At 65.2% G+C, this 14,964-nt stretch carries 12 protein-coding genes; 10 read left to right on the top strand and 2 right to left on the bottom strand.

Going from position 1 to position 14,964, the window contains the following annotated elements; translation table 11 throughout:
• The first annotated feature begins 121 nt into the window (after positions 1–121).
• The 4 genes from M3A49_RS29785 (at position 122) to acnA (ending at position 6,284) form a co-directional block, all read left to right on the top strand.
• Positions 122–1,195 (top strand): HpcH/HpaI aldolase/citrate lyase family protein, encoded by a 1,074-nt coding sequence (locus tag M3A49_RS29785; protein WP_266232198.1) that lies wholly within the window; start codon positions 122–124, stop codon positions 1,193–1,195.
• Positions 1,196–1,482: 287 nt separating this feature from the next.
• Complete coding sequence (locus tag M3A49_RS29780; protein WP_266232197.1) at positions 1,483–2,007, top strand: hypothetical protein; 525 nt, start codon at positions 1,483–1,485, stop codon at positions 2,005–2,007.
• A 19-nt stretch (positions 2,008–2,026) separates the two neighbouring features.
• Positions 2,027–3,490 carry a bifunctional 2-methylcitrate dehydratase/aconitate hydratase gene (locus tag M3A49_RS29775; RefSeq protein ID WP_266232196.1) on the top strand — a complete coding sequence of 488 codons (1,464 nt, stop codon included), beginning with the start codon at positions 2,027–2,029 and terminating at the stop codon, positions 3,488–3,490.
• Between the two features lie 76 nt (positions 3,491–3,566).
• Positions 3,567–6,284 (top strand): aconitate hydratase AcnA, encoded by a 2,718-nt coding sequence (gene acnA, locus M3A49_RS29770; RefSeq protein ID WP_266232195.1) that lies wholly within the window; start codon positions 3,567–3,569, stop codon positions 6,282–6,284.
• 100 nt (positions 6,285–6,384) lie between these two features.
• Here the strand turns inward: acnA and M3A49_RS29765 are convergent, their stop codons facing one another.
• A complete protein-coding gene (locus M3A49_RS29765) occupies positions 6,385–6,987 on the bottom strand; it encodes a response regulator transcription factor (protein WP_028202894.1) in 603 nt (200 codons plus the stop codon).
• Between the two features lie 177 nt (positions 6,988–7,164).
• Between M3A49_RS29765 and M3A49_RS29760 the strand changes: the two genes are divergently transcribed.
• From M3A49_RS29760 to M3A49_RS29735, 6 genes are all read left to right on the top strand, one after another.
• A complete protein-coding gene (locus M3A49_RS29760) occupies positions 7,165–7,905 on the top strand; it encodes a TetR/AcrR family transcriptional regulator (protein WP_266232194.1) in 741 nt (246 codons plus the stop codon).
• Positions 7,905–8,852 carry an HlyD family secretion protein gene (locus M3A49_RS29755; RefSeq protein ID WP_266232205.1) on the top strand — a complete coding sequence of 316 codons (948 nt, stop codon included), beginning with the start codon at positions 7,905–7,907 and terminating at the stop codon, positions 8,850–8,852. The genes M3A49_RS29760 and M3A49_RS29755 overlap by 1 nt, the downstream gene beginning before the upstream one ends.
• Complete coding sequence (locus M3A49_RS29750) at positions 8,849–9,802, top strand: ABC transporter ATP-binding protein (protein ID WP_254356442.1); 954 nt, start codon at positions 8,849–8,851, stop codon at positions 9,800–9,802. The genes M3A49_RS29755 and M3A49_RS29750 overlap by 4 nt, the downstream gene beginning before the upstream one ends.
• Positions 9,799–10,941 carry an ABC transporter permease gene (locus M3A49_RS29745; RefSeq protein WP_028202890.1) on the top strand — a complete coding sequence of 381 codons (1,143 nt, stop codon included), beginning with the start codon at positions 9,799–9,801 and terminating at the stop codon, positions 10,939–10,941. The genes M3A49_RS29750 and M3A49_RS29745 overlap by 4 nt, the downstream gene beginning before the upstream one ends.
• 10 nt (positions 10,942–10,951) lie before the next feature.
• Positions 10,952–12,469, top strand: coding sequence for an efflux transporter outer membrane subunit (locus M3A49_RS29740; protein WP_416339033.1), 1,518 nt, complete (start codon positions 10,952–10,954; stop codon positions 12,467–12,469).
• A 120-nt stretch (positions 12,470–12,589) separates the two neighbouring features.
• Positions 12,590–14,065, top strand: coding sequence for an amidase (locus M3A49_RS29735; protein ID WP_266232192.1), 1,476 nt, complete (start codon positions 12,590–12,592; stop codon positions 14,063–14,065).
• Between the two features lie 59 nt (positions 14,066–14,124).
• Here the strand turns inward: M3A49_RS29735 and M3A49_RS29730 are convergent, their stop codons facing one another.
• Positions 14,125–14,964 (bottom strand): ABC transporter permease, encoded by an 840-nt coding sequence (locus tag M3A49_RS29730; protein WP_266232191.1) that lies wholly within the window; start codon positions 14,962–14,964, stop codon positions 14,125–14,127.

The following is a 14,964-nucleotide window of genomic DNA, read 5'->3' as shown; positions in this document are numbered from 1 at the left end:
CCCCTAGGCGGGCCCCCCTAGGCGGGCCCCCCGATCCGCATGCGCCTTGCCCTGACCACGTTGCCAGCAGGACGCATCCGAATCCGGTATCTCCTACAAAACTCGACTCCCGACGCCGAAGATGCGCGCCATTCTGCCAGCAGAAGTGCTGTTTGACGGCGAAGCGCCGCCCGCCATCCTGCCCGCATGCGACCACTACGCGGGCAGTGAGAAGCTGATGCTCAAATCGCTCGCGCTGCAGCAGCAGTTGGGCCCGGTATTCGACATCACGCTCGATTGCGAAGACGGCGCGCAGGTCGGCCGCGAGGCCGAACACGCCGAACTCGTGGCGTCGCTCATCGGCGGCGAACACGACCGCTTTGGCCGCGTCGGCGTGCGCATCCACGATTTCCATCACCCGCACTGGCGCGACGACGTGCGCATGATTCTGCGCGCCGCGAAGCGCGCGCCGGCCTTCATCACCCTGCCGAAGATCCGCGCTGTGGGCGACGCCGCCGAAATGACGGCGTTCATCGAGGCCACGCGCGTCGAGATGGGCATCGACAAACCCATTCCCGTTCAATTGCTCGTCGAAACGCATGGCGCCCTCGCGCGCGTGTTCGACCTCGCCGCGCTGCGCGGCGTGGAGTCGCTGAGCTTCGGGCTGATGGACTTCGTCTCCGCGCACGACGGCGCGATTCCCGACACGGCCATGCGCTCGCCCGGACAGTTCGACCACCCGCTCGTGCGCCGCGCGAAGCTCGAAATCGCGGCCGCGTGCCACGCGTTCGGCCGCGTGCCCTCGCACAACGTGAGTACGGAAGTGCGCGACATGGACGTGGTGGCGAACGACGCGCGCCGCGCACGCAACGAGTTCGGCTACACGCGCATGTGGAGCATTCACCCGGCGCAGATTCCCGCGATCGTGGCCGCTTTCGCGCCGCGCGAGGAAGAAATCGTCCTGGCCGCCGAAATCCTGCTGGCCGCGCAGTACGCGCAATGGGGTCCGACACGCCATGGCGACACGCTGCACGACCGCGCGAGCTACCGCTACTACTGGTCGGTGCTGCGCCGCGCGCGCGCCACGGGCCGCGCCGTGCCGTTCGACGCGGCGCCGCTGTTCGCGCCGGGCGTCGAGACGCCGGGCGTCGAGACGCCGGGCGTCGATACGCCGGGCGTCGCTACGCCGGGCGACCTGACGCAGGAGTCGGCCTGATGCACGCCGCGAACGGACGCCGAAAACGTTTTCAACGTATTGCGCCACGGCAACGAAACGGATCTCGCGCCGCATAGCGCAGCGACGGCAGTCACGGACAGTTACAGGCAGTTACTTGCGAACCAAGACGCAAACAACACCGGGCCGGAGAAATTGAAGTTCATGGCGATAAATAGGTGAAAATAGCGTCCGCTGCGTGCTTTCGGGGCGCGCGCAGTGCAAACGGCGGTTGCCTGTTCAACCGCGCACTGATCAACCGCTTTTAGATAGATAAAGGTTTGACACTCATGAAGAAACTGCTGATCGCCGCTGTCATCGGCACCCTGTCCTCGACGCTGATGCTGGCCGCCACCGACGCCGCCGCACAAGGCACGTCGACCACGACCGCCAAGAAGCCGGCTCCGAAGCATCGCATCATCAAGCGCAAGGCCAACCCGGCCAAGGAAGCGAAGGTCGATCCGGTCCCGGACGGCTCGGAGCACTGGACCTGCGCTGAAGGCGCACAATTCGACCTGAAGGGCGACATGGCGCGTGACCAGATCGTCACCGTTCACTGGGCGAACAAGAACTACAACCTGCCGCGTCAGGTCACGACCACGGGCGCCGACCGCTTCCACGACGCCGCCACCGGCCTCGACCTCGTCGTGATCCCGACGAAGGCCATGCTGTTCTCGGACAAGGACAGCTCGCGTCTGGCCGACGAGTGCAAGACTGTTGCAATGCAGCAAGGCGCAATGGCGCCGACCCAGGCTCAAGCGCTGAATCCGGCTAACCGCGCTCCGGCAGCCGCCAGCGGCGCCGCGGGCCAGTAAGGACCGCAGGATCGCCTCGATGTCCGCCCTGATCTCCAACGTCAGGCCGCAACCGGACCAGGTACTGGTCGATATCGTCGACTATGTGCTCGGCGCGTTTGCCAAAGACGGGGTTGACAGCGCGCTCGCGCTGACGACGGCCCGGCATTGCCTGATCGATACCCTCGGCTGCGGACTCGAGGCGCTCTCCTACCCCGCCTGCACCAAGTTGCTGGGACCGATCGTGCCGGGCACGATCGTCCCGCACGGCGCGAAGGTGCCGGGCACGCCATTCCAGCTCGATCCGGTTCAGGCCGCGTTCAACATCGGCGCGATGATCCGCTGGCTCGACTTCAACGACACATGGCTCGCCGCCGAATGGGGCCATCCGTCGGACAACCTGGGCGGGATCCTCGCGACCGCCGACTGGCTCTCGCGCACCGCCATCGCTCAGGGCAAAGCGCCGCTCACCATGAAGCACGTGCTCGAAGGCATGGTGAAGGCGCACGAGATCCAGGGCTGCATTGCGCTGGAAAACTCGTTCAATCAGGTCGGTCTCGACCATGTGCTGCTCGTCAAGCTCGCCTCGACCGCCGTGGTCGGACAAATGCTCGCGCTCACCCGCGACGAGCTGATCAACGCCGTTTCGCTCGCGATGGTCGACGGCCAGTCGCTGCGCACCTACCGCCACGCGCCCAATACGGGCTCGCGCAAGTCGTGGGCCGCGGGCGACGCCACCTCGCGCGCCGTGCGCCTCGCGCTCATGGCGAAAACGGGCGAGATGGGCTATCCCTCGGCGCTCACGGCAAAAACGTGGGGCTTCTACGACGTCTCGTTCAAGGGACAGCCGTTCAGGTTTCAGCGCCCCTACAGCACGTATGTCATGGAAAACGTGCTGTTCAAGATTTCGTTCCCCGCCGAATTCCACGCGCAGACCGCCGCCGAAGCCGCGATGACGCTGCACGGCGTGCTCGCGCAGCAAGGCAGGACGGCTGGGGACATCAAGTGCATCACCATCCGCACGCATGAAGCGGCCATCCGCATCATCGACAAAAGCGGCCCGCTTGCCAACCCGGCCGATCGCGACCACTGTATCCAGTACATGGTCGCCGTGCCGCTGATCTTCGGCCGCCTCACCGCCTCCGACTACGAAGACGACATTGCGATCGACCCGCGCATCGACGCGCTGCGCGCGAAGACGGTATGCGTGGAAGACCCGCAGTTCACGAAGGATTATCACGATCCGGACAAGCGCTCGATCGCGAATGCGCTCACCATAGAGCTCATGGACGGCACGACGCTCGGCGAGGTCGTAGTCGAGTACCCGATCGGCCACAAGCGGCGCCGCGAAGAAGGCATTCCGCTGTTGATCGAAAAGTTTCGAATCAACCTCGCGCGCCGCTTCCCCGCGAAGCAGCAGCAGGCGATTCTCGATGTCTCGCTCGACGAAGCGCGGCTTTGCGCCCTGCCCGTCAACGAGTACGTCGACATGTATGTGATCTGAGCAATCAGGCAGGTATCCGTGACAGCAGCAAACGAGCAGTAAGCGTTATTTCCGCGATTAAACGAAGGAAAACACTATGGCCCACAATCTCCACAAAACGCTAAAAGAATTCGACAGCGGTTCCGGCAAAGGCAAGTTCTACTCGCTGCCGCAACTCGGCAAGCAGCTTGGCGTGAAGATCAATCGTCTGCCGGTCTCGATTCGTCTGGTGCTCGAGTCTGTGCTGCGTAACTACGACGGCAAGAAGATCGCGGAAGAGCACATCGAGCAACTCGCGAACTGGAAGCCGAACGCCTCGCGCGTCGACGAAATCCCGCTCGTGGTCGCCCGCGTCGTGCTGCAGGACTTCACGGGCGTGCCGCTGCTCGCGGACATCGCCGCCATGCGCGGCGTGGCCAAGCAGGTCGGCCGTGACCCGAAGGTCATCGAGCCGCTCGTGCCGGTGGATCTCGTCGTCGACCACTCGGTCCAGATCGACTACTTCCGGCAGAAGGACGCGCTCGACCTGAACATGAAACTGGAATTCCAGCGCAACAACGAGCGCTACCAGTTCATGAAGTGGGGCATGCAGGCGTTCGACACGTTCAAGGTCGTGCCGCCGGGCATCGGCATCGTCCACCAGGTGAACCTGGAATACCTCGCACGCGGCGTGCACAAGAAGGCTGAAGGCGCCGATACCGTCTACTACCCGGACACGCTCGTCGGCACCGACAGCCACACCACGATGATCAACGGCATCGGCGTGGTGGGCTGGGGCGTAGGCGGCATCGAAGCGGAAGCCGGCATGCTCGGTCAGCCGGTGTACTTCCTCACGCCTGATGTGGTGGGCGTCGAACTCAAGGGCAAGCTGCGCGAGGGCTGCACGGCCACCGACCTCGTGCTGACCATCACCGAAATGTTGCGCAAGGAGAAGGTCGTCGGCAAGTTCGTCGAGTTCTTCGGCGAAGGCACGGCGTCGATCGGCGTGCCCGACCGCGCGACCATCGGCAACATGGCGCCGGAATACGGCGCGACGATGGGCTTCTTCCCCGTCGACGAAAAGACGATCGACTACTTCAAGGGCACGGGCCGCACGGAAGCAGAAATCGCGGCATTCGCGAACTACTTCAAGGCGCAGGATCTCTTCGGCGTGCCGAAGGCCGGCGACATCGACTACACGAAGACGCTCGTCCTCGACCTTGGCACGGTCGCGCCGTCGCTGGCCGGTCCGAAGCGCCCGCAAGACCGCATCGAAATCGGCAACGTGAAGTCGACCTTCACGGACCTGTTCTCGAAGCCGGTCGCAGAAAACGGCTTCAACAAGAAGGCCGCCGACCTCTCCGCCGAATACGCGGCGGGCGACAAGGTCAAGCTGCACAACGGCGACGTGCTGATCGCCGCGATCACGTCGTGCACCAACACGTCGAACCCGAGCGTGCTGCTGGCCGCCGGTCTGCTCGCGAAGAAAGCCGTCGAAGCGGGCCTGATGGTCGCACCGCACATCAAGACGTCGCTCGCGCCGGGATCGCGCATCGTCACGGAATATCTGACGAAGACGGGCCTGCTGCCGTACCTCTCGAAGCTCGGCTTCGAACTCGCGGCATATGGCTGCACGACCTGTATCGGCAACGCCGGCGACCTGACGCCCGAACTGAACGAATCGATCGTCACGAACGACGTCGTCGCGGCGGCGGTGCTCTCGGGCAATCGCAACTTCGAAGCGCGTATCCACCCGAACATCCGCGCGAACTTCCTGGCCTCGCCGCCGCTGGTCGTCGCCTACGCGATCGCGGGCAACATCACGCGCGACCTGATGACGGAACCGGTGGGCAAGGGCAAGGGCGGCCGTGACATCTACCTCGGCGACATCTGGCCGACGAGCGACGAAGTCAACGCGCTGCTCAAGTTCGCGCTCGATCCGGACGCGTTCCAGAAGAACTACAGCCAGCTCACGAAGAAGGGCGACCTGTGGAGCAAGATCGAAGGCGAAGAAGGTCAGGTCTACGACTGGCCGAAGTCGACCTACATCGCCGAACCGCCGTTCTTCGGCAACGACTTCTCGATGACGCCGTCGTCGTCGGTGGCCGAAGTCAAGGGCGCGCGCGCATTGGGCATCTTCGGTGACTCGGTCACGACCGACCACATCAGCCCGGCCGGCTCGATCAAGGAAGACTCGCCCGCAGGCAAGTGGCTGAAGGAAAACGGCGTGCAGAAGGCCGACTTCAACAGCTACGGCTCGCGCCGCGGCAACCACGACGTGATGATGCGCGGCACCTTCGCGAACGTGCGTATCAAGAACCTGATGATCCCGGCGAAGGCCGACGGCACGCGCGTGGAAGGCGGCCTGACGATCCATCAGCCGAGCGGCGAACAGCTCTCGATCTATGATGCAGCGATGAAGTACATCGACGCGGGCACGCCGACCATGGTGTTCGCAGGCGAAGAGTACGGCACGGGCTCGTCGCGTGACTGGGCAGCCAAGGGCACGCAGCTGCTGGGCGTGAAGGCCGTGGTCGCACGCAGCTTCGAGCGTATCCACCGCTCGAACCTCGTTGGCATGGGCGTTCTGCCGCTGCAGTTCAAGGGTTCGGACAGCGTCCAGTCGCTCGGCCTGACCGGCGAAGAAACGTTCGATGTCGAAGGCCTGACGGACGACTTCAAGCCGCAACAGGATCTGACGCTCGTGATCCACCACAAGGACGGCAAGGATCAGCGCGTGCAGGTGCTGCTGCGCATCGACACGCCGATCGAAGTCGACTACTACAAGCACGGCGGTATTCTGCCGTTCGTGCTGCGCTCGCTGCTCGCGGCGTAAGTACGCAGTTTTTTGCAGGTGCCGCGCCCGGCAACGGGTGCGGTCACACTTGGAGCCCGACGCAAGTCGGGCTTTTTTTTCGACTGGGCTTTGGGTCGGGCTATTCGATCAGCTTGTTCAACGTCGCAAACTCGATCAGCGCCGCAAGTGACGACACGCCGAGCTTGTCCAGCACGCGGGTCTTATAGGTGCTGACGGTCTTATCCGAAAGCCCGAGCCGTGCCGCGATACCCTTGTTGCTCAAACCGCGCGCGAGATACTGCAGGACTTCGACTTCGCGAGGCGACAGCCCGTTGAGCGCCACGTCGCGGCCGCCGCCGCAGCTGCCCGCCGGGAAGCAGTCGTAGCCGAGCAATACCGCCTTGACCACACCGCACAGTTCCTCCACACCGCGATTCTTGTTGACATAGCCGTTCGCGCCCGCGATACGCGTGTGATTGGCCATCACCAACTCGGGCTTCGCAGAGAGCACGAGAATGCGCGCGCCGGGCTGGTGCGCGCGAATGCCGCGGATGACGGAAAGGCCGTCGAGCTTCGGCAACTCGAGGTCGAGAATCACCAGATCGGGACGCAATTCCTGGACGAGGCGAAGGCCCGCTTCGCCGTCGCTGCATTCGCCCACCAGTTCGTACTCCGTATTCAGCACATTGGCGAGCATCTTCAGCACTATCGGATGGTCGTCGATGACAACGACGCGTTTCATTATTTGTTCCATGGTGGCGTGATTTGTTTGTCCCTTCAGCGTGAATCTCACAGCCTGACCGACCTGCCAGCCTTTTTGTATAGGAAAGTTCTGAAAGAACCCGAAAGGAACTGTCGCAGGGTTAACCCACTGCGCGCGCAGTTTGAATTTAACTAACGCGTGAATTAAAGTAGAACGATGATCGCGCGCACCCGCACCGCTCCTGCTGCGCCCCGCCCGCGCGGCCGGCGCCGCGCCGCCGCCGCCGATCTCGACATGCGCGAGCGGCTGCTCGCCAGCGCCACGCAACTGTTCGGCGAGCAGGGCATCGCGGCCACCACCATGGCTCAGATCGCCGAGGCCGCGGGCGTGACGTCCGCCATGGTTCACTACTACTTCACGAACCGCGAAAAGCTGCTCGACGCCGTGGTCGAGGAGCGCATTGCGCGCTCGATCGCCTTCGTGTGGGAGAGTGTGGACAGCACCGAGGGCGATCTCGCGCAAGACCCTCACGCGCTCGTGGAGGAACTGGTCGCGCGGCTCTTCGACGTCACCTTGCGCATGCCCTGGCTGCCGCCGCTCTGGCTGCGCGAAATCGTCAACGAAGGTGGCCTGCTGCGCGAGCGCATGCTCAAGCGGCTGCCCACTGAGCAGTTGCAGCGCTTTGCCGCGCGCGTCAGTGAGGCGCAGCGCGACGGCAACGTCAACGCCGAACTGGAGGCGCCGCTGCTGTTCATCTCGATTCTCGCGCTCGTCATGCTGCCGCTCGCCACTTCGAAGCTCTGGCAAAGTGTGCGCGGCTTTCCGAAGATCGAGCGCGAGGCGCTGCATCGGCATGTGAGCGCGCTGTTGAGCGCGGCCTTGCGGCCTGCGCCGCAGGACACGCGCGCGCGCCGCGCGACGGGCCCGACGGCAAGCCGCAAGGAGGACGCGTCATGATGCGCCGCATTGCCGGCATATGCGTCGCGGCGTTCGTGCTCGCCTCATGCTCCAGGCATGGACCGGCTGGCTGGCAGGGCTATGCCGAAGGCGAGTACGTCTACCTCGCGTCGTCGCAGTCGGGCACGCTCACGCACCTCGAAGTGCAACGCGGGCAAACCGTGGCCGCCAATGCGCCCGCCTTCGCGCTCGACTCCGTCGAGGAAGCGGCCGCGCGCGACGAGGCGCAGCATCGCCTGACGGCCGCACAGCAGCAACTCGCGGACCTCCAGACCGGCAAGCGTCCGCCCGAAGTGCGTGTGACCGAGGCGCAGCTCGCGCAGGCCGAGGCGAACGCGCGCAAGGCCGCGCTCCAGCTCACACGCGACGAAGCGCAACTGCGCGCAGGCGGCATTGCGCAGGCGCAGCTCGACGACTCGCGCGCGCAGGCCGCCTCCACGGCCGCCCAGGTGCGCGAACTGCAAAACCAGGTGCGCGTGGCGAATCTGCCGGGACGTACTGCGCAAATCGCCGCCCAGGCCGCCGACGTCGAGGCCGCGCGTGCCTCGCTCGCGCAGGCGCAGTGGCGGCTAGACCAGAAGCGCGTGAGCGTGCCGAGCGGCGGCCTCGTCTACGATACGTTGTTTCGTGTGGGCGAGTGGGTGCAGGCGGGCAACCCCGTCGTGCAGATGTTGCCGCCGCAGAACGTGAAGGTGCGCTTCTTCGTGCCGGAAACAATCGTCGGATCGCTCGCGCCGGGCCGCAAGGTGAACGTACGCTGCGAGGGCTGCGCCGCCCTGGTGCCCGCCACCATCACGTGGATTTCGAACGCCGCCGAATATACCCCGCCCGTCATCTACAGCAACGAGAACCGCGCGAAGCTCGTTTTCATGATCGAGGCGCGGCCTTCCGCACAGGACGCCGTGAAGCTGCACCCGGGCCAGCCGGTCGAGGTGACGCTGCAATGAGCACACCTGATCGATCTGCCGGCGACTACGCCATCGACGTGCGCAATCTCAACAAGCGTTTCGGCAACAAGCATGTCGTCAACGACGTGTCGCTGCGTGTGGCGCGCGGCGAGATATTCGGCTTTCTCGGCCCGAACGGCAGCGGCAAAACCACGTCGATCCGGCTCATGTGCGGGCTGCTCACGCCCGACTCCGGTTCAGGCACCTGCCTTGGCTACGACATCCTGCGCCAAAGCGCACAGATCAAGCGTCACGTGGGCTACATGACGCAGCGTTTCTCGTACTGGGAAGACCTGACGATCCGCGAGAACCTCGACTTCGTTGCGCGCATCTACGAGATGCCGAACCGCCGCGAAGCCGTCGATCGCGCACTCGAATCGCTCGGGCTCGCAAGCCGCGCGAGCCAGCTCACGGGTGCGCTTTCGGGCGGCTGGAAGCAGCGGCTCGCGCTCGCGGCCTGCATGCTGCACGAGCCCGAATTGCTGCTGCTCGACGAACCAACCGCGGGCGTCGATCCCACCGCGCGCCGCGACTTCTGGGAGGAGTTGCACCGGCTCGCCGCGCGGGGCATTTCGGTGCTCGTGAGCACGCATTACATGGACGAAGCCGAGCGCTGCCACAAGCTCGCCTATATCGCCTACGGCAAGCTGCTCACGCAGGGCACTGCTGCCGAGGTAATCGCTGAACAGAATCTCGAAACGTGGGCGATTCATGGCGAGCGGCTGAGCACACTCGCCGCGCAGTTGCGCGACGCGCCGGGCATCGACCAGACGGTCGTGTTCGGCTCCGCGCTGCATGCGAGCGGACGCGATCATGCCGCGCTCGCCAGAGCGGTCGAGCGGGCAGTGGAAGGCCAGCCGCTGCGCGCGGAGCGCATCGACACCGGTCTCGAAGATGTCTTCATCTACCTGATGAGCCACGCTCAGGACAATTACGGAGTCACGTCGTGAGCGCGTCGTTCCCGTTTTCCGTGGCGCGCTGGTGGAGCATCGTGCTCAAGGAGTTCCTGCAGCTCAAACGCGACCGCATCACGTTCGCGATGATCGTCGGCCTGCCGATCATCCAGCTCACGCTGTTCGGCTATGCGATCAACACCGACCCCAAGCATCTGCCCACGGCCATCGTCGTGGGTGAGGACAGCGTGTTCGCGCGCAGCTTCGTCGCGGGCATGCGCAATTCCGCCTATTTCGACGTGATCGAAACGCTGCCCGACGAAGCCTCCGCGCGTCATGCGCTCGCGCGCGGCACGGTGCAGTTCGTGCTCAGTATTCCTGTCGATTTTTCGCGGCGCCTGCTGCGCGGCGAAAGACCCTCGCTGCTCGTCGAAGCCGACGCGAGCGACCCCACTGCCATCACCACCGCGCTCGCGGCGCTGCCCGGGCTGGTCGCTCCCGTGGCCGCGAAGGACCTCACCGGCCCGCTCGCGCACTTGAACGGCACGCCCGCCGCGTTCGACGTGCAAGTGCACCGGCTCTACAACCCCGAGGGCATCACGCAATACAACGTCGTACCCGGCCTCATGGGCGTGATCCTCACGATGACGATGGTGATGATGACGGGCCTCGCCATCACGCGCGAGCGCGAGCGCGGCACGATGGAGAACCTGCTCGCCACGCCAGTGCTGCCCATCGAGGTGATGACGGGCAAGATCATTCCGTACGTGGCGATCGGGCTGATCCAGGCGACCATCATCGTGCTCGCCGCGCGCTACGTCTTTCACGTGCCGTTTGCGGGCGGTCTCGTCACGCTCTATCTTTCGGCGCTGCTGTTCATCGCCGCGAATCTCACTGTGGGCATCACGCTGTCGTCGCTCGCGCAAAACCAGTTGCAGGCCATGCAGCTGACGATGTTCTATTTCCTGCCAAGCCTGCTGCTCTCCGGCTTCATGTTCCCGTTCGGCGGCATGCCGCGCTGGGCGCAGTGGCTCGGCAATCTGCTGCCGCTCACGTATTTCAACCGGCTCGTGCGCGGTATCCTGCTCAAGGGCAACGGCTGGACCGACCTGTGGCCCGCGGTGTGGCCACTCGCCGTATTTACGGTCGCGGTCATGGCGATCGCCGTGCGCTTTTACCGGCGCACGCTCGACTAGCGCGAGGCACATGACCATGAAGCGCGACGCCGCCCTTGCCTGCCTGCTTGTGCTCATGCTCGCGGGCTGCACCGTGGGTCCCGATTTCCACCCGCCCGCCGCGCCCGATGCCACGGGCTGGACGCGCGAGCCTGTGCCGGCGTCCACCGCCAGCGCCACCGGGCCCGGCGGCGGCGCGCAGACCTTCACGGCCGCGGAACACGCTCCAAACGCATGGTGGATACAGTTTGGCAGCGCGCAGTTGAACGAACTCGTCGATCAGGCCTTGCGCGCGAGCCCCACGCTCGACTCGGCGCGCGCCAGGCTCGTGGAAGCGCGCGAAAACTACAACGCGCAGGCCGGCGCGACGAACTTTCCCGCCGTGGATCTGAAACTTTCCGGCACGCGCCAGAAGGTCGATCTCGCCGCTTTCGGCATTACGCAAGTGCCGAACCCACCGCCGTTTACGCTTTACAACGCTTCGGTCAGCGTCTCGTACGTATTCGACTTGTTCGGCGCCAACCGTCGCGCGCTGGAATCCACGCTCGCGCAAGTCGATTATCTGGCGTACGAAATGGAGGCCGCGCGACTTTCAGTGGCCGCCAACGTGGTGTCCACCGCCATCCGCCGCGCGTCGCTGCAACGCCAGATCGACCTCACCATGCAACTCGCGCAGACGCAGGCGCGCCAACTCGCTATCATGCAGGCGCGCCTTGCTGCCGGCGGCGTAGCGGAGATCGACGTGCGCAGCCAGCGCACCCTGCTCGCGCAAACGCGCGCCTCGCTGCCACCGCTCGAAACGCAGCGCGAGGCTGCGGAGCATCAGCTCGCCACCCTGCTGGGCGTCGCGCCTGCGCAGTTCGCCGCGCCGCTCGACGCCGTTTCTCTCGATACCCTGCATCTGCCCGATACGGTTGCGCTCACTGTGCCTTCCACGCTGGCGCGCGAGCGGCCCGACATACGCGCCGCCGAGGCGCTGCTGCACCAGGCTGGCGCGAACGTGGGCGTGGCGACGGCGAATCTCTATCCGCAGATCTCACTCTCGGCGAGTATCGGGTCGGAGCGCACGCGTATCGAGGACGTCATCAGCGGGCTGAACATCTGGAACGTCGGACTCGGCCTCACACAGCCGCTGTTCCATGGCGGCGAATTGCGCGCGAAAAAACGTGCGTCACAAGCCGCCTATGAAGCCGCTTTTGCCGACTATCGTCAGACGGTCCTGCAAGCGCTGCAGCAGGTCGCCGACTCGCTCCAGGCGCTCCAGAACGATGCGACCGAACTGCAGGCGCGCGACGACGCCGCTCGTGAGGCGCAGGCCAACGCGGCGATCGCACAAACGCGCTACAACGCAGGCGGCGTGAGCGAGTCTTCGTTGATCGATGCGCAACGCCAGGCACTCCAGGCAACGCTCGACCGCTCGCGCGTTCATGCGGATCGGCTAACCGACACCGCGGCGCTCTATCAAGCGCTTGGTGGCGCCCCACTCCCCGGCACAGCGCCGCCTGCGCAGGGCAACGACACGTCGGCACCCGCCGCGCCCGTTCGGTAGACTGGCCGCCCCACACGGCAACCGGCACCCTGCTGCGGCAACCATTCGTTTCCTTTCGCTTGCGCCGCGCGTGCGCGACAATGACCCTCCCCCTGCTCCATCCGCAAACGAGAGACACGTATGAACCAGGCATCGCTGTCCCCCGCAAGACTGTCGCCCAACGATCTCGTCGCGGCCGACGCACTTCAGCTTTCGGAATGGATACGCCTGCGCAAAGTGTCCTGCCGCGAAGTGATGAGCGCGTTTCTCGACCATATCGAGCGTGTGAATACGCCGGCCAACGCCATCGTCTCGCTGCGCGAGCGCGCCTCGCTGCTCGCCGAGGCGGGCGTTCGCGACGCCCAGCTCGCGCGAGGCGAGTACCTTGGCTGGATGCACGGCATGCCGCAAGCGCCGAAGGATCTCACGGCCACGGCCGGCATCCCGTACACGCAAGGCTCGCCGCTGTTGCGCGACGAAGTGCCCGCGGCCGATTCCCTGATGGCCGCGCGCATGCGCGCACAGGGCGCGATTTTCATCGGCAAGACGAACACGCCGGAATTCGGCCTTGGCTCGAACACGTACAACACGGTCTTCGGGACCACGCTCAACGCTTACGACCTCACGCGCAGCGCGGGCGGCAGCAGCGGCGGCACGGCCGTGGCGCTTGCGCTGCGCATGCTGCCCGTGGCGGACGGCAGCGACATGATGGGGTCGCTGCGCAATCCCGCCGGCTGGAACAACGTGTTCGGCTTTCGTCCCTCGCAAGGCCGAGTGCCCTCCGTGCCTGCGCACGAACTGTTCTTCCATCAGCTCGGCTACGCGGGCCCGATGGCCCGCACTGTGCCCGACCTCGCGATGCTGCTTGCCACCCAGGCGGGCTACGACGCGCGCGCGCCGCTTTCCATTGCCGAAGATTCTGCGCAGTTCACGGGTCCGCTCGAGCGCGACTTTGGTTGCGCGCGCATCGGTTGGCTAGGCGATTACGACGGCTATCTGCCCATGGAAGACGGCGTGCTCGCACTGTGCGAAACGGCGCTCAAGGACTTCGAATCGGTGGGCTGCAAGGTCGAAGCCGCACGCCCCGACTTCGCCATGGAGCGCGTGTGGCAAACGTGGCTCACGCTGCGCCATTTCTCGTGCGCGGGCACGCTGGGCGCGTTCTATCGCGACACGGAAAAGCGCGCGCTGCTCAAGCCGGAAGCCCAATGGGAAGTGGAAGGCGGCCGGAAGCTATCGGGCGAAGACGTATGGAACGCCTCGGTCACACGCAGCCAGTGGTACAACGCGCTGCTCGCGCTCTTCGAGCGTTACGACTACCTCGTGCTGCCCAGCGCCCAACTCTTCCCGTTCGACGCGAGCGAGCATTGGCCGCAGTCGATCGCGGGCCGCACGATGGATACCTATCACCGCTGGATGGAAGTCGTGATTGGCGGCAGTCTCGCGGGGCTGCCGGTCATCAGCGTACCGGCGGGCTTCAATGCGCAAGGCCTGCCGATGGGGCTGCAGGTGATCGGCAAGCCGCACGCGGACCTCTCGGTGCTGCAACTCGCCCACGTGTACGATCGGGCCACGCAGTGGGTCAAGCGGCGCGTTCCGCCGCTGCTGCAGGCGTAACGCGCAAAAGCGAAAAGGCAGCGCCGCGGCGCTGCCTTTTTTATCGACGGCTCACGCCATCACGCCTTCACCGCGCGCGCCGCATTCCTGCCGCGCAGCCATTCGAGCGCGAGCAGCAGACACGTGGAAAACACGATCAGGATCGTTGCGAGCGCAGCGATCGTCGGGCTGATGTTCTCGCGTATGCCCGTGAACATCTGGCGCGGCAAGGTGGTCTGGTCGGCGCCCGCGAGGAAGAGCGTCACCACGACTTCGTCGAACGACGTGGCGAACGCGAACAGCGCACCCGAAATCACACCCGGCGCGATGACGGGAAGTGTGATGCGGAAGAACGTCGTGACCGGATTCGCCCCGAGCGAAAGGCTCGCACGCACGAGATTGTGATTGAAGCCCTGCAGCGTGGCCGCGACCGTGGTCACGACGAACGGCACGCCCAGCGACGCGTGCGCGAGGATCAGCCCGAGATACGTATTGGCGAGGCCGAGCGGCGCGAAGAACAGATACATGCCCACGCCCACCACCACCACGGGCACGATCATCGGCGAGATGAGCACAGCCATGAGCAGCGCCTTGCCGCGGAAATCGGCCTTTGTGATGCCAATGGCCGCGAGCGTGCCGAGGACGGTCGCCACGACCGTGGCGGCGGGACCAACGATGAAGCTGTTTTTCGCGGCCATGCGCCATTCGTCGGACATCACGAGGTTCTCATACCACCGCAGCGACCAGCCTGGAATCGGATAAACCAGGAACGTGCTCGACGAAAACGACAGCGGCACGATCGCGAGCACGGGCAGGATCAGATACAGCAGCGTGAGCACGACGAGCGCGCGCAGCGCGAAGTACCACACGCGTTCGACGGCCGACGTATGCGGCGCAAAAAGCGGTTTGGCGAATTTCAT

Source organism: Paraburkholderia sp. CNPSo 3076, assembly GCF_026343935.1.
Lineage (GTDB): Bacteria > Pseudomonadota > Gammaproteobacteria > Burkholderiales > Burkholderiaceae > Paraburkholderia > Paraburkholderia nodosa.
The sequence above is the reverse complement of the archived record's forward strand: the minus strand, read 5'-3'. Positions and strand labels throughout refer to the sequence as shown.